Here is an 18145-nt window from a genome sequence, read left to right as displayed (position 1 = left end):
CAGTTCGACGATGCGCCTGAGCTTCTCCGACTTGCCGGTCAGGTCGCGTTCCGGGCCGACGCGCTGGCGGTCGCCGGCCGAGCGGATGCGTTCGTGCTGGAACTGGTTGGCGACGCCATTGGCGAGGTTCGAGCCGAAATCGCCGCGCACGATCTCCAGCATCAGGTCGATCGAAGTGGTGCCGCCGGCGCAGGTGTAGCGCTTGCGATCGATCTCGAAGACGTTGCCGGTGCAGTTGATGTCGGGGAAGCGTTCGACAAAGCCGGCGCGGTTTTCCCAATGGATGGTGCAGCGATAGCCTTCGAGCTGGCCGGCCTCGGCCAGCAGGTAGGAGCCGACCGACAGGGCACCCAGCGCATTGCCGCGCCGGCCCCAGCTGCGCAGTGCCGCCAGCACCTTGCTCTTGCCGGGAAATTCCGTCGTCAGCCCGACCGAGACGAAAAGGATATCGACCGGCGGCAGGTCGGCAACGGCGTAGTCGATCTTAAGCGGCAGGCCATTGGAAGCCATCACCGGATCGCCATCGGCCGACACCGTCGTCCAGCCGTAGAAGTCGCGGCCAAGCAACCGGTTCGCCGAGCGGAACGTATCGATCGCGGCAGCCAGCGAGAACATGGAGAACTTGTCTACCAGCAGGAATGCGAACTGCCGCCCGCCTTGAACGGGGTCCGTGATGACCGGCCGTTCTGAGGGAACACTGGGGTTCGGCAAAGCTGCGGCTTTCTGGCGGGTCAGAAGGACGGCCGTTTCAATCCGGCCGCTAGGTAGGCCGAGGCTAACGTATTGGCCATCAGCATGGCAATGGTCATCGGCCCGACACCGCCGGGAACCGGCGTGATGGCGCCGGCGGCCTTAGCCGCTTCGGCATAGGCGACATCGCCGACGAGGCGGGACTTGCCCTCGCCTTTTTCCGGCGCCGGAATGCGGTTGATGCCGACATCGATGACGGTGGCGCCGGGCTTCACCCAATCACCCCTGATCATCTCCGGCCTGCCGACGGCCGCGACAAGGATATCGGCGGTGCGGGCCAAGGCGGGCAGATCCCTGGTGCGGCTGTGGGCGATGGTGACGGTGCAGTTGGCGGCAAGCAGCAGGTTGGCCATCGGCTTGCCGACGATGTTGGAGCGGCCGACGACGACGGCGTTGAGGCCGGACAGATCCTTGCCGCGCACCCGCTCGATCAGAAGCATAGAGCCGGCCGGCGTGCAAGGCACGAAGGCTGTCTCGAGTTCACCGGTGCCGAGCTTGCCGACATTGATGAAATGGAAGCCGTCGACATCCTTTTCCGGCGCGATGGTCTGGATGATCTTGCCGGCGTCGATATGGGCCGGCAGCGGAAGCTGCACGAGGATGCCGTTGATGGCCGGATCGGCGTTGAGATCGCCGATGATCTTCAGCAACGCCGGTTCCGAGGTTTCGGCCGGCAGCGTGTGCTGGACGGAATGAAAGCCGCATTCCTTGGCGGTGCGCGACTTGGACGCGACATAGACCTGGCTGGCCGGGTCCTCGCCGACGATAACCACGGCAAGACCCGGCTTGGCCTGGCCCTTGGCGACAAGCTCAGCCGTCAGGGTCTTGACCGACCCCACAACGTCGCCGGCAACGCTCTTGCCATCAATCACTTCGGCCATGGACTACCCTCAACACCAGAATTCCCAAGCGCGTCGCTTGCGGAAGCGACGCGCTTTTCGATCTTTCACAGCGTGGCATTTTCACGAAAATTCCAACATGCAATCCCGCCAAAGCGCCGTCCCATGCCGTTTACGCGAAACCGGCATGTTTTTGTACGTCACAGCGCAGATTTTTGTGGCTCAGAAGTAGCGACGCCGCACGCGGCTCTCGGTCAGTTCGCGAACCGCTTCGCGGAATTCGCGCAGGCTGGCGCGGATTTCCTCGATTGGCGCTTGCTGCTCGGCATCCTCCGCGGCCCGCGACGGCTCCGCCGATCGCTGATGAGGCTGAGGCGCCTGCTGCTGCGGGAGGGACGGCTGTGGATAGGACTCGGAAGCAGGCTGAGCCGGATCGGGCTGCAGCCCGGCATTGGCGGCCGGCATCGATTGCGGATAGGGATAGGCCGGCGGCTGTGCGTAGCCCAATGGCTGCGCGTAGGGATAGAGCTGCGGCCCGGAATATGGCCGCTGCTGCACCATGGGAGGCGGCAGTGGCGGCTGCGCCGTCTGCTGCGGATGGCCGCCGGGCTGGAAAGGCCGCGACGGGTATGCTGCCGCGGCCGCCTGCCGAGGCTCGAAGGCCGGCGCCGACTGGGGGTAAGCGGAGTATTGCGGATCCTGCATCGGCTTCGCGTTTTCGGCAGAGGCCCATTCAACGGTATCGAACGGCTCCTCCCGGGACGGCCTGCGTGAGACGGACTTGTGCAGCCTCGACAGCAAGGCACCGATCCGGCCGGAACCTTCGGCCGGCGAGACCTCGGCTTGCTGGACAGGCGATGGCGCGCCAGGCGGTGGTGATGCAGGCGGGGGTGTCGATGGCTGCGGCGCTGGTGGTTGTGGCGGCGCCGGCGGCGGCGCTGACCGATATGCCTTGTCTTCGTAAGGCGTCCGGTGTTCGTCCGTGCCATGGTCGCGACGCGAGCGCGAATTGGCAGTGTCACGCAGGCTCTCATAGGCGCCACGCATGGCTCCGAGGCCAATGCCGGAGGCGAAACCCAGCAACAGGCCGGCGAGCGCGACCACGACCCGCGACGGCCCGTTCGGCTCGAGCGGCGCGAAGGCCTTCGAGATCACATTGATGTTGGCTGTGTTGATGTCCTTCTGCTCGCCGGTCTCCTTGGCGCGCAGCAGATACTGTTCGTAGACGGAACGCTTGGCGGTCGCCTCGCGCTCCAGTTCGCGCATCGACACAAGGTCGCTGTTGACGTCGCCGCTGCGGACCTTCAGCTGCGCCAGGCGAGAGGCAAGATCCTGTTCGAGCTGGACCGCGCGCTTGAGGTCGACCTGCAGCGACGAGCCGATGCGGCGCAGCTCCGAGGCGATGCGGTCGCGTGCGCCGGCAAGCTGGGCATTGAGCGCCTGGAGTTCGGGATGACGCGGGCCGAACCGAATGGCGGCGCGGTCAGCCTCCTGCTTGAGCGATGCATATTGCGAACGCAGATCGCTCATCGAGTTGGAGTTGATCTCCTCTGGCAAGGTACCGGTGAGAACCGAATTGACGTCGACCGAACGCGCCGAAGCGGCCCGGGCATTCAGCTCCAGCGTGCGGGCGCGGGCAACCGACAGCTGCTCGTTGAGTTTCAGCATTTCGTCGTCGCTGATGAGGTGGCCCTGCGCATCGACGAGATCATGGGTAGCCCTGAAATCCTCGACCTTGCGCTCGGCCGACTCGACCCCCTTGCGCAACTCGTCAAGCCTGGCCGTCAGTTCGTCGGTGGCGCGGCCTGCGGTGTCCGACTGTATCTGGCCGAAGGTCTGCAGGAAGACATCCGTCATCGTGTTGGCGATGAGGGCCGATTTCTCGCCATTCTGCGTGGTGGCGCTGACGGTGATGACGAAGGTCTTGCCGCCGCGCTCGACCGAAAGGCTCTCGGCCAGATTGCCGACAGCAAGCGCGCGGCGGCGGCTGTCGTCGACACCCCCCGGCCCGTCATTGCGCGACAGGACGGAGCGGATGAGCGACATGACGCTAAGGCCGCCGCCGCCTTGCCCATTGAATTCGGGGTCGTTGACCAGATTGAGCTTGTCGACGACCTTGTTGAGAACGGTGCCTGAGGTCAGCACCCGAACCTGGTTCTCGACGATGGCCAGCGTGGCATCGGAAGCGACGACCGACTGGGTGAGATCGCGGTCGGTGAGCTTCAGGTCGCGCGGGTCGACGATCAGTTCGGTGGTGGCCTCATATTTCTTCGGCGTCGACAGCGCGATGGCAATGCCGAGCGCGGCGCCCAGTATTGTCGTCGTCACGATCAGCAGCTTCGACTTGCCGACACCGCGCACGACCTGCATCGGATCGATCAGCGGCTTCCACTGCTGGCTGTCCCTGCCGTCGTTTCGGGATACCGACGCGTCGCCCGCAGCGTAAGGTTCCGATGCACGATCGGCGCGACGGGCGCCAGCGGTTTCGGCGGCACCAGACTGTGTCCGTGGCGTGGTTTGCGCGCGGTAAGCTTGCTCATGATCCCCGTCGGTCGCGGCCGGATCCGACAGTTTCGGGTTGCGCGCCTCGCGCTGCGAACGGGCGAGGCGATGACGCGTGGCGGCATCCTCGCGCCATGACGGGTCTGCCCGGTCGCCTATCGAGACCAGGGACGCGTCGGGTTCGTCGCCGCGCACAGCCTGGCCAAGCGCCAGCAATGAGCGCTCGCGCTTCCAGTCCTCGCGGTTTTCCCTGTCGACCATCGTCTGGAACTTTACCTTTGGCGACCTGCAAACGGCGCTTGGCCATTCGTTAAGCCACGCTAAACAGGCATGGAAAACAAAAGGTTAATTTTCCCGCACCGAAGCGTCGGTTTCTCGCTTCGGTTGCATCTATTTTCGACACAGGCTCAGCCTCCAGAACGGCACGTTAAGTTTTCCCGCCTAGGCTCTCCTTGAGAAATGACGCAGGCCAGTGACATACCGCAAAGGCGGCCCCTCGCCCGGATCGGCAGCTTTTTGGCCGAACGACGGGGGCTGCTTCGCGACTATTTCTCGGCGATCAGCGGCGCCGGCGGGCGACTGGTGTTTTCGCTGGCCTATTTCATCGCGCTGGCCAACACGCTGTCCATTTCCGAATTCGGCATGTTCGCCACCGCTTCGGCGGCCGGTGTCATGCTGTCGCGCATCCTCGCCTTCGGGTTCATCTCGGCGCTCTACCGCACCGCCACCATCCGCCCCAATCTGATCGGCACCTTTTCCGCCGGCTTCCTGCTGCTCGGCGCGCTGTCGCTGCCGCTGCTGGCCGCGGCCTCGTTCGGCGTCTATCTGCTTTTCTTCGCCGACACCGTGCCGCTGTCGGTGTTTGCGGCAATCGTCTTTGCCGAAGCGCTGCTGTGGCGGCCGGTCGAGGTAGCGCTGATCGTCAACAATGGCCTGGGCAAATTCGGTCGCGCCGCGCTGCTGGCCATCCTGGCGACAGCGCTGCGGGCGCTCGGCGCGGTGCTGTTCATGTTCTCAGCACAACACAGTGTCTGGATATGGTCCTGGTTCTATATCGGCGCCAATGCCGCCTCGCTGCTGATCGCCTTCGGCTTCTTCTACCCGCGCCAGAAGCTGCGGCTGCGCGTCGAACTGTATCTTCGGCGATTGGCCGATTCCATCTACGTGGCCGGCGCCGAAGTGCTGTTCTACCTGCAGATGGAGTTCGACAAGCTGCTGGTGCTGGCGATCGGCGGCCCGCATCTGGCTGGCATCTACGCCATCATTATGCGGCTGGTAGACCTGACCGCCATTCCGATCCGCACCTTCTCGATGATGCTGGTGCAGCGCATGATGCGCGCACCGGAACTGTTGTCACGGCTGGCGGTCAAGAGCGGCATCGAAGGCGGTGTGTTCGCGGTCTCCACGGCAGCGCTGCTGACGCTTGGCATCGTGCTACATTTCTTCCCCAATGCGCTCGGCAAGAATGTCGCCGAGGCCGCGCCGCTGGTGGTGCTGGCGATCTGCGTGCCTGGCTTGCGCAATCTGGTCGAATATCAGGCCGAGCTTTTGTTCGCGCGCGGCCAGACGCTGGTGCGGGCGCTCAATCTCGGTCTGCTCGCCGCACTGAAGGCGCTGCTTTTGACCTATGTGCTGACGACCATCCTCGACACGCCGAACCTGGTGCTGTCGCTCAATGTCGTCTTCCTGCTTTTGTATCTCGCCTCGACGCTGCTCACCTATTCGGCGATGCGTAAACCGGCAAAGCCCATCTAATCCAGCCCGATCAAACGGCGGATGCGGCCGATATCGGTGCCGATGAAGGATTGCATGCCGATCGCCACCTGCTCCGGCGCCATGGCGGCAACGAAGCGGCGGAACTCGTCGTCCGACAGCGCCTCGCCGGTCCAGTGCACCCGGCAGAACTCCTCCGAACCGTGGAAGTGGCCGGCACCCTGTAGCAAATCGTCGACATAGCGGCCGTAGATCATGCATTCGGAGAATTTGCGCGCCGAGCCGACGACCTCGACCCAGTTGCGACCATGGACCTTCTCGATCTCGCCGCACATGGCCAGCACGGTGTCGCGCCGCCAGGCGATCAGCGTCGAGATGTAGTCGTGGACCGATGTCCGGGACGGATCGATGCCGAGTGCCGACCCCGCGTTGCGCGACCAGATGCGATGCTCCTCATGACCTTCGTCCGCCAGCACGCCGTCGCGGCGGAACAGCCGCGCCTTGCCGTCGCGCCAGAAGGCGGCGCAGTCGAAAGGTTTGAGGAAGGCAACATCGGAATCGCAGAAGATCAGCACATCTTGAGATGCATGCGCCGAGATGGCGATGCGACGCAATTGCTGCACGTGCCAGCCACGCAGCGGCTGGGTCTTCAGGCTGAGCCAGACGCGCCGGCGAAACAGGCTGAGCGGATCGTCAAATGCGTGCAGCCAGCGCGGCAGCAATTCACGCTCGTCGACGACCGTGCGGCGGCCGGTTTCCAATTGGCGAAACAGCCTGACGTCGCGATGTTCGACCAGGATGTAATGGTGCGCCGCGCCCGAAACGTGGCGATCAAGTGTCTCGCACAGCAGGCGGCAGCGCTCGAAGTCGGGCGCGTAGCTTGCCGTCACGATGGCCGCCGTCGGTGTCTGCCGCAGCGGGCCTGGCTCGACAGCGGTGCCTGGCACGAACCTGCTGTTCACTTGACATCCTCCGCGGCTTCGGGCGCAAGCGAGAATTTCTGCCTGACGACGCGCAGCAGGAACAGTGGGTTGCCGACCACATAACGGCGCCACAGGCGGCTCGGTTCGACAGCCAACCGGAACAGCCATTCGAGCCGCAGCCGGCGCATCCACAAGGGCGCGCGGGGCACCGCGCCGCTCAGGAAATCAAGCAACGCGCCGACGGCGATCGGCAGCGTGCAGTGGCGCGCGTCGATGTGGCGTTCGATCCACAATTCCTGGCGCGGCACGCCCATGGCGACGAGCAGCACGTCGGGCCGAAGCGCGGCGATCCGGTCGACGATTTCCTGCTCCTGCGAAGCAGGGAAATAGCCGTCATGGATCACCACGAATTTGTGCTGCACCGCCAAGGCGGCCAGCTTGACCGAAGCCGCTTCGGCATTGACACGCGTCGCGCCGAGCAGCCCAACGGTCAGCGGCGTCGTCGAGGCCTGCAGGAAGGCCGGGACGAAATCGGTACCGTTGAGATTGTCGGGAAACGGCGCCCCATAGAGGAGTCTCGCCGCCAGATCGATACCGATGCCGTCGGGCAGGATGAGGAAATCATCGAGTGCCCCGGCGAACACCGGGTCGGTATAGGCGATGTTGGCGTTGTGGGCGTTGAGGAAACTGACCTTGGTGAAGCGCCGCTCGGCAATCAACCGGTTCAGCAGGGCGATGGCATCGTTCCAGCGGACCGCAACCACCGGGATGCCAAGGATCGTCTTCAGCTTGTCGAGCCCGAACGCGGCGCGGGCGGAATGCATGTTCATGCAAACGCCTCCTGCCTGACAGGCTCAAGCTTTTCGAGGCCGAGCCGGATGGCAGCGTCAAGCGCCTTGACCTGCGAGCCCCGGAACGCGCTGCCGTCGACGTCGCGGATGTCGGCCGCCGCAGCCTCGAGAGCCTTGGCGAAGGCGACGGGATCGTCGGTGACGACGCAGTTGGCCGGACGGTGGTCGATGCCGCGTAGCGAACGGCTGGTGGCGACCGAAGGCAGGCCGAGTTCGAACGTTTCGATGGTCTTCAACTGGACGCCGCTGCCCGCGGTGCTGATCAGCGGAATGACGGCAGCACCGCGCACGAAAGCCTGCGCGTCGGGCACGCGGCCGACAAGTTCGACACCCGGATGCTTCGAGGCGACGCCCGAAGGCATGTGGCCTGCGATGCGGATGCGGAAATCGGGCCGCAGATGCGGCACGACGTTGCTCAGGAACCAGTCGAGGCCGATGCGGTTCGGCTGCCAGGTCCAGGTGCCGATCAGGGCGGCGTCGCAGTCGATGCGGCGAGGGCCTTTCAGGGTTGGCGCCTGGGCACCGGTCACCAGCGGCAGCACCGCCGAGCGGTTGTCGGAGGCGACACCTAGTGCGGCGCGGTCTTCCTCGGCCAGGGTGAAGACGAAGCGCGCCCGGCGGCAGAGACGCTCTTCGACGGCCTTGAGCAGCCTTGCCTCGCGGCGGAACAGCAGGCGCTGGAAGAGGCTGCCGGCGGCAGCGGCGTTTTCCCGCGCCGAAAGATGCTCGACATTGTGGGCAACGAAGATCGAAGGCCGCTCGGTGAACAGCTTTTCGAAGGCGCCGGCGAACTGCACGGAATTCAGCACGTAGCCGTCAACCGGTCCAGCTTGCTCGATGGCAGCGAGAACATCGCTGTCGGACACGGCGCGCAGCTTGACCGATGCGAAGGTGAGGCCCGAAAGCAGCGCCTTGCCGACCCAGGCCAGCTTCTGCCGCGCGGAGGCATTGTCCGTGCGCACGTCGATGGCACCCAGCACCACGGTGTTTTCGGGGTCGGCCGCGGGTTTCCCCGGCCAAATGAAACCAATGACGGTTACGCGCACGCCAGCGCGCCGCAGGGCGGCGATGATCGCAGCGTTTGCGATCTCGTAGCCCGAGGCGAGAGCACCGTCGGGCACGATCGATGTGGCGAACAGCAGATGCATCTCACCTATCCAGTGGTGTAGCCGGTAGCAAAGCGCGGTGAACCCTTGATTAAGCGAGCACATTCGACGGCCGAAAGCCTCTGCTTGCAGGCGTTCTCCGTGCAAGGTGATTAACGAAACCTTATCAACCGTGGTGCTACCAGAGCCCAACTCACCATGTGGCTGGACACGGATGATCCCTTTGCCATCGGACGGTTCGGTATCGGTCGCGGGACGCACGCCGCGGCTTGACGTCGAGGCCGTTGAAGCCGTCGTCACCTTGCCGACCTTCAAGCGTCCCGAGCAGGTACTGCAAACGCTGGCGTCGCTGCGCGCGCAGCAAACCGGCAGGCGCTTTGCCGTGATCGTCATGGAGAACGAAGCCGAGGCGCGGGCCGGCGCCAAGGCAGCGCTGCCGCTGTTCGAGCGCGGCGAGATGCCGGGCCTGGTGATCATCGCGCATGAGCGCGGCAATTGCAGCGCCTACAATGCCGGCTGGCAGACGGCGATCCTGCAATTCCCGAACTTCAGGCATCTGCTGGTCATCGACGATGACGAGATCGCCGATCCGCAGTGGCTGGAACGGATGTGCCGGGCTGCCGAAACGCTGGGCGCCGATATTGTCGGCGGCCCGCAGGTGCCCGTGTTTGCCGACCCCGCCCATGCGCGATGGGCCGAGCATCCGGTGTTCGCGCCGCCCTACCGGGAGACAAAGCGGGTGCCGGCGCTCTATTCGTCCGGCAATCTTCTGGTCGGGCGCAACGTGCTGATCGCCATGGGTCCACCCTTTCTCGATCTCAGATTCAACTTCATGGGCGGCGGCGATTCCGATTTTCTCAGCCGGTCGGCGCAAAAGGGCTTTGTGCTGGGCTGGTGCGCCGAGGCCAAGGTGCATGAAACCGTCCCGGCCCGGCGTATCGAAGCCGACTGGATCCGTGCCCGCAGCCTGCGCAATGGCGTGATCTCGACACTGGTCGAAAAAAAGAAGCGCGCCGGCACACCGCTGGCCGGCGCCAAGGTGTTGCTGAAGAGCCTGGCACTGCTTGCCGCCTCGCCGCTTCGCGGCCTGATCCGGCTGGCGCGGACCGGCTCGCCTGATATCGCCATCTACCCCGTCCATGTGGCGCTGGGCCGCGTGCTGGCCGAATTCGGATATGCCAATGAGCAATACCGCCAGCCTGAGAAAAACTGAGCGCGCGCCGCTCAGCGCCGCGTTCACGCGCGAAGGCGTGGCGACCGCCATTGCCGCGCTGCTGTTCACCGTCATCCTGGTGTCCTTCCGGCCGTTCCAGCCGGGCGGCGCCGAACTCACCGGTCAAGGCGGCGACATCGTCAACCAGCTTGGCTTCGGTTCGCTCGGCGCCATGTCGATCTTCTCGCTGATGGCCTTTGCCGATCCGCGCGTGGTGCGCTCGCTGCTCAGCCCGTCCTGGGTGCTGATGCTGGGCTTCTTTTTCCTCTCGGTGATCCTGTCGACCGATCCGCCTTCGGCGATGCGCGCCGCCTCCTTCACCCTGATCGGCATCCTGACAATGGCGACGGTCCTGGTGCTGCCGCGCGACGCCGAAGCCTTCTCGAAGGTGATCATCTTCACCGCCGTCGTGGTCATGGGCCTTTCCTATCTCGGCCTCATCGTTTTTCCGCACGAGGCGATGCACACCGCCGACTCGCAGGAGCCCGAGCATGCCGGCCTGTGGCGCGGCGTGTTCACCCACAAAAACATCGCCGGGCCGATCATGGCCTGCCTCAGCTTCGCAGGCCTCTATCTCTACCGGCGCGGACAGCGCTATTGGGGCGCCGGGATCTTCTTCGCAGCGATGATCTTCATGCTGCACACCGGCTCCAAGACGACAGCCGGCCTGGTGCCGTTCTCGATTCTGATCGTGATGTTCCCGAGCCTGATAGGCATGCGGCTCGGCACGCCGATCCTGTTTGCGCTGGCGATCGTCGCGACAGCGGTCGGCACGCTGGGCATCGTCTTCCTGCCGCCGGTAAAACATCTCGCGGCGATCTATTTCCCGGACATGACCTATACGGGCCGCACGACGCTGTGGGAGTTCGCCGGCAGCATGCTGGCGAAGAAGCCATGGACCGGTTACGGATATGAGAGCTTCTGGGGCACGCCCTTGCTGCTCAACCAGGACCAGCCCTTCGACCGGCCGTGGGATATCAGAACCATCGTTCACGGCCATGACGGCTATCTCGACATCGCCGTGCTGATGGGCATCCCGGCACTGTGTGTGGCGGTCTACACCTTCCTCATCGCGCCGCTGCGCGACTACATGCGCATTCCGTTGCGCAGGGAAAACATTTTTCTCGGCGACTTCTTCATGATGGTGGTGCTGTTCACGGCGCTGAACGCTTTTCTCGAAAGCTTCTTCTTCCATCGCGGCGACCCGGTCTGGCTGTTCTTCGTGCTCGGCGTATTTGGCCTCAGGCATGTCTCGCTGCGGCCGATGGCAGTGCGCGATCCCGATCGCGGCTCGCGATCTTGACAGGGCTTCCCCAGGGAAGCGCCAGCGTCTATGTGAAAGCCTTCCTTCGGAGGGCTTTTGATGACGATCAGGCTTGTTCTCGCCGGCTGCGGCAATATGGGTTACGCCATGCTCTCAGGCTGGCTGAAATCCGGTAAGCTTGCGCCATCAGCGGTTTTCGTGGTCGAGCCCAATGCCGATCTGCGCAATCGCGCGGCCACGCTGGGCTGCGCGACATCAGCCGATGCCGGCAGCATCCCGGCCGATGCCGTGCCCGATCTCGTCGTCATCGCGGTGAAGCCGCAGGTGATCCGCGATGTCACCTCCGCCTACAAGCGTTTCGGCGATGGCCGCACCACCTTCGTCAGCATCGCCGCCGGCACGCCGGCCAGCACCTTCGAGGAAATCCTCGGCAACCGCGCGCCGATCGTGCGCTGCATGCCCAACACACCCGCGGCAATCGGCAAGGGCATGATGGTGGTGTTCTCCAACAAGCTCGTGTCGGATGATACCAAGCGTTTCGTTGCCGATCTTTTGTCGGCGAGCGGCGAAGTGACCACGATCGACGATGAGGGCCTGATGGATGCGGTGACCGCCGTCTCCGGATCTGGGCCGGCCTACATCTTCCATTTCATCGAAGCGCTGACCGTGGCCGCCGAGAAGGCCGGGCTGCCAACGGCGACCGCCAAGCTGCTCGCCATGCAGACAGTCTATGGCGCCGCCTCGCTCGCCGCCGAAAGCGGCGAGGAACCGGGCGTGCTGCGCCAGCAGGTCACCAGCCCCAACGGCACGACGGCCGCGGCGCTAGACGTGCTGATGGGCGAGGACCGGCTGACGCGCCTTCTCACAGAGGCGGTGGAGGCTGCGCGGCTGCGGTCGGTCGAACTGGGGAAGTAAGCAGCCAGTTCCTCCCCTGCCGAAGTTTTGATGGGTCGGACGTGCTTGCGTTGATGGCTTGGCGGAAATGCACATCGCTTCGTCATCCTGGGGCGAAGCAAGGAGCGCAGCGACGCGGCGCAGACCCCAGGATCCATGCCGCGACTTCAAAGCGCTGCTGCGGTGCAGAATTCTGCTCCGCTGCATTCCTCGACCAAGATCACGGCATGGATCCTCGGGTCTCCGCGACGTCGCTTCGCTCCTGCTCCGCCCGTGGATGACGAAGTTGGGAAGGCTCCGGTCAATCCCGAATGTCTACGATGATCCATCGAAACGAACGACGAAATCCGAGCTGCCAGCAGGCCTTCCAACGTGACAACCCCTGTGCACCTGTCAGGCGTCATTCTGGCCGCCACCCCACATGGCATCGATCTCATTCTTGCTCACGACCCGGCCAGCCTTGCCCGCTTTGGACCTCAAATCATCGGCGATTGCAGCCAGCCGTTCCGCCAAAGGCATACGGGCGTTTTCCCGCTTCAGTTCACTTTCAAGCGCTTCGATAACCGCTCTGGTCATGGAAACCTTGCGCTTGGCGGCAAGCTGGCGAGCCAGTTCGCGGGCAAGCGGATTCCTGATTCGAAGGTTCATGTGACCGACCTTGGCGACATTTGCCCCACAATCTATCATTTGTCGTAGCAGCGCCAGCGTGGTCCTTTCAGGCCCCGTACAGCATCTCGTCCTGAAGCTGGCGCAAGGCGAACAGCCTTGTCGTCTGGTCGGGCGCCGCATTGTCCGACGTCAGCAACTCACCCTTCCTGACCGGTTTCAGCACCTTGCCGCCCTCGAGCAGGCCGACCGGCACGGCACGCTGGGCACGGGCTTCGCCGACGGTCATCGTCCAGGAGCGGTAACAGGTCTCGCCGATCGCATCGAAGGTCTCGCCGGCGGCAAGGTCGCGCTTGGCGACGGCGCAGACTTCGGCAACGGGCCGCGGCAGCGGCACCATGTCGGGTTTGCCGAAAAGCATGATGCGGGCGGCGGTCAGCGGCACCTCCAGCGAGGTCAGATGATAGGGCCTAAACAGGCTGTAGTAGGGGCCGTGGCCGATATGCAGATCGTCCATGCGCTCGATGATGCGCGGATGCGTCGCCTCGACGATGACGAACACGCCAGGCGCGACGCCCTTGCCGACCGTGTAGTCGACGACGCCTTTCCTGAGCAACAGACCGCCATCCTCGCGCGGGATCAGCACCTTGGCGAGGTCATCGCGGTCGGCCTTGGGGCCGTGCATACCGGGCACGTCGGGCACCAGCCCGGTGGCGTTGGCGATGGCGCACATCTCGACCATGGTCTTGGAACCGTCGACGAACTCGACCAGCATGCGTGGGTTCATGTTGCGGCGGATCGCTTCGGCGCGATAGTCGTCCGGTACGGCATCGTGGTTGAGCGGGTTGTTCTTGCCCTTGCCGGCCGAGACGATGGTCAGCCCGAGCGCCGACGCGAATTCGATCAGTTCCATGCAGCTCGACGGCTCGTCGCCCGCACCCACCGAATAGACGACGCCAAGCCGGTCGGCCTGCTGCTTGAGGTAGCAGCCGATGGTGACGTCGGCCTCGACGTTCATCATCACCAGATGCTTGCCATGCTCCATCGCCATGAGGTCGAAATCGGCGGCGACACCCGGCTTGCCGGTGGCGTCGATGACGACGTCGATCACCGGATTGGTGACCAGCATCTCGTTCGAAGTGATGGCGATCTTGCCGCTCTCGATGGCTCCGGTGACTTTCGACGCGGTGTCGGCTTCGACGGCCATGGCTTCGTCGCCATAGGCGATACGGATGGCATCGCGCGCGGTGTGCGGGCGGCGCGTCGAGACGGCGCAGATCGAAATGCCTGGCATCAGCATGCCTTGGGTGACCAGATCGGTGCCCATTTCGCCCGAGCCGATGACGCCAATGCGCACCGGGCGGCCCTCGGCGGCACGCCTGGCGAGATCGCGGGCAAGGCCGGTCAGGGCGACGTTGGTCATGCAGGAAATGTCCACAGCTTCGTGATTTGGGGTCGGATAGCAGGGAACGGGTTCTATTTGCCAACGAAACCCGGTCGCAACCGGCAATTTCCCACGAAATCGTCTCGGAGGGGACGTCCGCCGAGGCTCGATTGGCCGAAGCGCAACCAATTGACATCGCAGCTGACAACCCCAATAAAACATTCGTTTGTCAACAAAGGCAAATGTTCACCGACGCGACAGTCGGAAAGCATTCGCCTCTGGGGCAAATTGGGGAGTGTCTTTGCGCCGGGGCGTCAAAGGCTGGATGGAGCATCATTGCGAGCCGTCGAGCGAAGGCTCGCGGCTCCAGGGGAGGAAAAATGGATACTGTTCTCGCGGGCCTAAAAGGGGCCATCGATACGCTTGGCCCGACGATCCTGCTGCCAATTGTCATTTTCATCATCGCCGTGGTTCTGGGCGCCAAGGTCAGCAAGGCTTTTCGCGCCGCCGTCACCATCGGCGTCGCCTTCATCGGCATCAATCTGGTGCTTGGCCTCATGTTCACGTCGATTGGCGACGTCGCCAAGGCCATCGTCACCAACACCGGCATTCATCGCGACATCATCGATGTCGGCTGGCCCTCCGCGGCCGCGATCGCCTTCGGCTCGTCGGTCGGCCTTTGGGTCATTCCGGTCGGCATCCTCGTCAACATCGTGCTGTTGCTGACACGCATGACGCGCACGCTCAATGTCGACGTCTGGAATTTCTGGCACTTCGCCTTTGTCGGCTCGCTGGTGGTCGCCGCAACCGACAATCTGGCCTATGGCATCGCGGTCGCAGCACTTGTCGCAGCACTCTCGCTGCTGTTCGCCGACTGGTCGGCGCGCGCGGTACAGCAGTTCTATGGCGTGCCCGGCATTTCCGTGCCGCATCTCGCCTCGGCACAGATCCTGCCGATCGCCATTGTGCTCAACTGGATCATGGACCGCATTCCCGGGATCAACCGCATCAACATCAACACGGACACCATCGAGCGCAGGTTCGGCGTGTTCGGCGAACCTGTCGTGATGGGCCTCATCATCGGCCTCGTGCTTGGTGCGATCGCCTTCTACAATGCGGGTGATCTCAGCGTGGTACTGGCCAAGGTCCTGGGCACCGGCATGACGCTGGCCGCGGTGATGCTGCTGCTGCCGCGCATGGTCAAGATCCTGATGGAGGGGCTGATCCCCGTCTCCGATGCCGCACAGGCGTTCGTGCGCAAACGCACCGGTGACCGAGAGCTTCTCGTTGGTCTCGATTCGGCGATCCTGATCGGCCATCCGGCCGCGATCTCGTCGTCGCTGATCCTGGTGCCGATCGCGATCATTCTGTCCATCATCCTGCCGGGCAACCGCGTCATCCTGTTCGCCGACCTCGCGGTCATCCCCTTCATCGTCGCCATGACCGCGCCGCTGGTCAAAGGCAACGTGTTCCGCATGGTGGTGATCGGCACGGTGACGCTGGCCATCGGCTTCTACGTCGCCAACGCGCTGGCGCCGCTGTTCACCAGCGCAGCAGTCTCGTCGGGCTTCAAGCTGCCGGCGGACGCACTGCAGATCACCTCGGTGGTCGACGGCTTCCTGTGGGTGCCTTACGTGGTCATCGAGGCTATCCAGGGGATGGGGCTTGTCGGCATCATCGTGATCGCGGTGGTTATCGCGGCATTGTTTGTCCTCTACCGCCGCAATCCGCTCGGCTGGGAGCGGGCCGCGGGCGCCGAGGACGAGCCGGCCGAAGAGACGGCCTGAACCTGATAGCGTCCACCCTCAAACCGATCGTGCGCCCTTCCCGGGGCGCACGATTTCATAGACGGAGCAAAGAATGTCCGACGGACTCATGCAGCTTCTGGACCCTGACGCGATCGTGCTCGGATCCGATGCCTCGACCAATGAGGAGATCATCCGCATCCTGGCGGGCCGGCTGGAGAGACTTGGCTATGTCAAAAGCAGCTATGCCGACGCGGTCGTGCGCCGCGAATTGACCATCCCGACCGGACTGCCGCTGGAACGCTCCGATAATGTCGCGGTGCCGCACACCGATCCGGAGCATGTGCTGAAGCCTGGCATCGCGATGGGCACATTGAAGCAACCAGTGACCTTCGCCAACATGGAGGATCCCGACGAGATGCTGCCGGTCGGCTTCGTCTTCCTGCTTGCCATCAACGACAAGGACAAGCAGATTGAGGCGCTGCAGGCCGTCATGGCCACCATCCAGAACCCGCAAGCCTTGGATGATTTGAGGTCGGCCAGAACCCTCGAAGACGTGCGAGCCGTACTCGGCTGAAACAAGGAGAAGCAGAGATGTCCAGACAGAAAACCATTCTCTTTGCCTGCGGCACGGGCATCGCCACCTCGACCGCGGTCAATGTCGCCGTCACCGAGGAAATGAAGAAACGCGGCCTCACCTTCAATGCCCAGCAGGCGAAGGCCACCGAAGTGCCCGGACTGGCCGACAATGTCGACTTCATCGTCGCAACCACCCCGATCTCCGCTTCGGTCACCAAGCCGGTGATCAAGGGCCTCGCCTTCCTCACCGGCATCGGCAAGGACAAGGTGCTCGACGAGATCGAGGCGCAATTGCGCAAATGACGGCACCGACGCTACGCGCAGGCTGACGCGGCTTCACACCACCCTGACGTAGCTCGTCATTCCCGATTTCTGGTGCTCGATGATGTGGCAGTGCAGCAGCCAATCGCCGGGATTGTCGGCGACGAAGCCGAGCTGAACCTTCTCGTTGGGCTGGATGAGATAGGTGTCGGAAATCACAGGCTGAACCCGGCGCGTCGAGGATGACAGCACTTTGAAGCTCATACCGTGCAGATGCATCGGATGGGATTGCGGCGTCAGGTTCTCCATGTCGATGACGTAGCTTTGGCCAAGCTTCAATTCGGCCAGTGGCGCGGTCGGGTCCTTGGTGTCGCCTGGCCACGGCACTTTGTTGATGGCCCAGAAACTGTAGCCAAGCGAACCGCAGATGCCATCGCTCGGGACGTTCTCCGCCGTGGCGCTTAGTGCCAGGGAAATATGCCTGGCACTGGCGAGATCCACTTCCGCCACCGGATTGAGCTCCAGCGGAGCAACATCGCGAATGTCCCGTTTGAGGGATTTTCCTGTCGCGCGCAGGGTTGCCAGGATTTTTGGCTTGGTGCCCCTGACGTCCCTCAAGCTGACCATCGCGCCTTCATTGTCGGGCATGCGTATCGCCAGCTCCATGCGCTGGCCGGGTCCAAGCAGCAAGGCGTCGGGCGAAAAACGCTCAGGCACCGGATTGCCGTCGAGCGCCATGATACTCGCCTCCGCACCGTCGACGCGAAAAGCGTAGATACGCGTCACGTCGGTGATGGCGACGCGCAGCCGCGCTAGTCCGCCGGCCGGCGCATCATATTGCGGCTGGTCGAGCCAATTGGCGGTGCGTACCGTGCCGTAAGTGCCGGTTCTCGCGGCATCGCGCGGCCGGAACTGGTCGATGAACTGGCCGTCGTCACCGAGGCGCCAGTCGCGCAAATTGAGGACGATTTCGGCATCGAATTTCGGATCGTTGGGATTCTCGACCACGATCACGCCAGTCAGGCCATGGCCCATCTGCTCCAGCGTGTTGCAATGCGGGTGGTACCAGAAGGTGCCGGCATCGGGCGGCGTGAAGGCGTAGTCGAAATGATCGCCGGTGTAGACGTAGGGCTGCACCAGAAACGGCACGCCGTCCATCTTGTTGGGAACGCGAATACCGTGCCAGTGGATCGTCGTCGGATCGTCGATCGCGTTGACAAGGCGTGCTGCGAAGGGCTCGCCCTTTTTCATCCTGAGCACGGGCGGCATTCCGGCGTTGCCATAGGTCAGCACATCCCTGGTCTGGCCGACATCCATCAGCTTCGCCTGGATCTTTGCCGTCTGCAAAACCACCGGCTCAGGCGTCGCGGCGGCCCAGCCACCAAGCCGGCCCATCGCCGAAAGCCCGATCCCGCCCGCGCCGGCAGCCGCAGCCGTCTTCAAAAGCCTGCGGCGTGTGAGTAAGGTCATTCGGCGCTCCAACTGTAAAGACGGCTGCCCGCGCAGGTGTAACCG

15 protein-coding genes and 1 pseudogene (1 of these 16 cut by a window edge) are annotated in these 18145 nt (G+C 63.9%); 7 read left to right on the top strand and 9 right to left on the bottom strand.

Going from position 1 to position 18145, the window contains the following annotated elements:
* From EOB80_RS17530 to EOB80_RS17520, 3 genes and pseudogenes are all read right to left on the bottom strand, one after another.
* A pseudogene (locus EOB80_RS17530) lies at window positions 1–711 on the bottom strand (GlxA family transcriptional regulator); it reaches 280 nt to the left of the window's first position.
* A gap of 20 nt (window positions 712–731) precedes the next feature.
* Window positions 732–1631, bottom strand: coding sequence for a bifunctional methylenetetrahydrofolate dehydrogenase/methenyltetrahydrofolate cyclohydrolase FolD (gene folD / locus EOB80_RS17525; RefSeq protein ID WP_127269251.1), 900 nt, complete (start codon window positions 1629–1631; stop codon window positions 732–734).
* Between the two features lie 180 nt (window positions 1632–1811).
* Window positions 1812–4352, bottom strand: coding sequence for a Wzz/FepE/Etk N-terminal domain-containing protein (locus EOB80_RS17520; RefSeq protein WP_127328767.1), 2541 nt, complete (start codon window positions 4350–4352; stop codon window positions 1812–1814).
* Window positions 4353–4550: 198 nt separating this feature from the next.
* Here EOB80_RS17520 and EOB80_RS17515 point away from each other — a divergent pair, with 198 nt between their 5' ends.
* Window positions 4551–5846, top strand: a complete 1296-nt coding sequence (locus EOB80_RS17515) for a lipopolysaccharide biosynthesis protein (protein WP_127328766.1) — start codon at window positions 4551–4553, stop codon at window positions 5844–5846.
* Here the strand turns inward: EOB80_RS17515 and EOB80_RS17510 are convergent.
* Genes EOB80_RS17510 through EOB80_RS17500 form a run of 3 tightly spaced genes read right to left on the bottom strand, consistent with a single transcriptional unit; the run spans window position 5843 to window position 8726 of the window.
* Complete coding sequence (locus tag EOB80_RS17510; protein WP_127328765.1) at window positions 5843–6766, bottom strand: DUF6492 family protein; 924 nt, start codon at window positions 6764–6766, stop codon at window positions 5843–5845. The genes EOB80_RS17515 and EOB80_RS17510 overlap by 4 nt on opposite strands.
* Complete coding sequence (locus tag EOB80_RS17505) at window positions 6763–7557, bottom strand: WecB/TagA/CpsF family glycosyltransferase (protein WP_127328764.1); 795 nt, start codon at window positions 7555–7557, stop codon at window positions 6763–6765. The genes EOB80_RS17510 and EOB80_RS17505 overlap by 4 nt, the downstream gene beginning before the upstream one ends.
* Entirely contained in the window at window positions 7554–8726 is a 1173-nt protein-coding gene (locus EOB80_RS17500) for a glycosyltransferase family 4 protein (protein ID WP_127328763.1), read from the bottom strand. Before EOB80_RS17500 ends, EOB80_RS17505 begins: the two co-directional genes overlap by 4 nt.
* A 172-nt stretch (window positions 8727–8898) precedes the next feature.
* Between EOB80_RS17500 and EOB80_RS17495 the strand changes: the two genes are divergently transcribed.
* The 3 genes from EOB80_RS17495 to proC are packed head-to-tail and all read left to right on the top strand — an operon-like array spanning window position 8899 to window position 12076.
* Window positions 8899–9897 (top strand): glycosyltransferase, encoded by a 999-nt coding sequence (locus EOB80_RS17495; RefSeq protein ID WP_127328762.1) that lies wholly within the window; start codon window positions 8899–8901, stop codon window positions 9895–9897.
* Window positions 9866–11200, top strand: coding sequence for an O-antigen ligase (locus tag EOB80_RS17490; RefSeq protein ID WP_127328761.1), 1335 nt, complete (start codon window positions 9866–9868; stop codon window positions 11198–11200). Before EOB80_RS17495 ends, EOB80_RS17490 begins: the two co-directional genes overlap by 32 nt.
* A 60-nt stretch (window positions 11201–11260) precedes the next feature.
* On the top strand, window positions 11261–12076 hold the full coding sequence (proC, locus tag EOB80_RS17485) for a pyrroline-5-carboxylate reductase (protein ID WP_127328760.1): 816 nt from the start codon (window positions 11261–11263) through the stop codon (window positions 12074–12076).
* Between the two features lie 372 nt (window positions 12077–12448).
* On the opposite strand, the gene EOB80_RS17480 is transcribed toward proC, so the two are convergent.
* Window positions 12449–12703, bottom strand: coding sequence for a type II toxin-antitoxin system VapB family antitoxin (locus tag EOB80_RS17480; RefSeq protein ID WP_127321718.1), 255 nt, complete (start codon window positions 12701–12703; stop codon window positions 12449–12451).
* A 67-nt stretch (window positions 12704–12770) separates the two neighbouring features.
* Window positions 12771–14084, bottom strand: a complete 1314-nt coding sequence (locus EOB80_RS17475; protein ID WP_127328759.1) for an NAD(P)H-dependent oxidoreductase — start codon at window positions 14082–14084, stop codon at window positions 12771–12773.
* 341 nt (window positions 14085–14425) lie between these two features.
* Here EOB80_RS17475 and EOB80_RS17470 point away from each other — a divergent pair, with 341 nt between their 5' ends.
* The 3 genes from EOB80_RS17470 (at window position 14426) to EOB80_RS17460 (ending at window position 16672) form a co-directional block, all read left to right on the top strand.
* A complete protein-coding gene (locus tag EOB80_RS17470; protein WP_027035737.1) occupies window positions 14426–15832 on the top strand; it encodes a PTS transporter subunit IIC in 1407 nt (468 codons plus the stop codon).
* 73 nt (window positions 15833–15905) lie between these two features.
* Window positions 15906–16367 carry a PTS sugar transporter subunit IIA gene (locus EOB80_RS17465; protein ID WP_127267974.1) on the top strand — a complete coding sequence of 154 codons (462 nt, stop codon included), beginning with the start codon at window positions 15906–15908 and terminating at the stop codon, window positions 16365–16367.
* A 17-nt stretch (window positions 16368–16384) separates the two neighbouring features.
* Window positions 16385–16672, top strand: coding sequence for a PTS sugar transporter subunit IIB (locus tag EOB80_RS17460; RefSeq protein ID WP_023809203.1), 288 nt, complete (start codon window positions 16385–16387; stop codon window positions 16670–16672).
* A gap of 33 nt (window positions 16673–16705) precedes the next feature.
* Here the strand turns inward: EOB80_RS17460 and EOB80_RS17455 are convergent, their stop codons facing one another.
* On the bottom strand, window positions 16706–18100 hold the full coding sequence (locus EOB80_RS17455; protein WP_127328758.1) for a multicopper oxidase family protein: 1395 nt from the start codon (window positions 18098–18100) through the stop codon (window positions 16706–16708).
* Window positions 18101–18145: the final 45 nt, after the last annotated feature.

Source organism: Mesorhizobium sp. M7A.F.Ca.MR.245.00.0.0 (genome assembly GCF_003997415.1).
In the GTDB taxonomy this organism is placed as follows: domain Bacteria; phylum Pseudomonadota; class Alphaproteobacteria; order Rhizobiales; family Rhizobiaceae; genus Mesorhizobium.
The sequence above is the reverse complement of the archived record's forward strand: the minus strand, read 5'-3'. Positions and strand labels throughout refer to the sequence as shown.

Bases quoted from the DNA above. Each gene is read 5' to 3' on its own strand.
- EOB80_RS17515 (WP_127328766.1), top strand. From the start codon at position 4,551: ATGACGCAGGCCAGTGACATACCGCAAAGGCGGCCCCTCGCCCGGATC.
- EOB80_RS17490 (WP_127328761.1), top strand. From the start codon at position 9,866: ATGAGCAATACCGCCAGCCTGAGAAAAACTGAGCGCGCGCCGCTCAGC.
- EOB80_RS17465 (WP_127267974.1), top strand. From the start codon at position 15,906: ATGTCCGACGGACTCATGCAGCTTCTGGACCCTGACGCGATCGTGCTC.
- folD (WP_127269251.1), bottom strand. From the start codon at position 1,631: ATGGCCGAAGTGATTGATGGCAAGAGCGTTGCCGGCGACGTTGTGGGG.
- EOB80_RS17520 (WP_127328767.1), bottom strand. From the start codon at position 4,352: ATGGTCGACAGGGAAAACCGCGAGGACTGGAAGCGCGAGCGCTCATTG.
- EOB80_RS17480 (WP_127321718.1), bottom strand. From the start codon at position 12,703: ATGAACCTTCGAATCAGGAATCCGCTTGCCCGCGAACTGGCTCGCCAG.
- EOB80_RS17505 (WP_127328764.1), bottom strand. From the start codon at position 7,557: ATGAACATGCATTCCGCCCGCGCCGCGTTCGGGCTCGACAAGCTGAAG.
- EOB80_RS17495 (WP_127328762.1), top strand. From the start codon at position 8,899: ATGATCCCTTTGCCATCGGACGGTTCGGTATCGGTCGCGGGACGCACG.
- proC (WP_127328760.1), top strand. From the start codon at position 11,261: ATGACGATCAGGCTTGTTCTCGCCGGCTGCGGCAATATGGGTTACGCC.
- EOB80_RS17460 (WP_023809203.1), top strand. From the start codon at position 16,385: ATGTCCAGACAGAAAACCATTCTCTTTGCCTGCGGCACGGGCATCGCC.
- EOB80_RS17475 (WP_127328759.1), bottom strand. From the start codon at position 14,084: ATGACCAACGTCGCCCTGACCGGCCTTGCCCGCGATCTCGCCAGGCGT.
- EOB80_RS17500 (WP_127328763.1), bottom strand. From the start codon at position 8,726: ATGCATCTGCTGTTCGCCACATCGATCGTGCCCGACGGTGCTCTCGCC.
- EOB80_RS17455 (WP_127328758.1), bottom strand. From the start codon at position 18,100: ATGACCTTACTCACACGCCGCAGGCTTTTGAAGACGGCTGCGGCTGCC.
- EOB80_RS17470 (WP_027035737.1), top strand. From the start codon at position 14,426: ATGGATACTGTTCTCGCGGGCCTAAAAGGGGCCATCGATACGCTTGGC.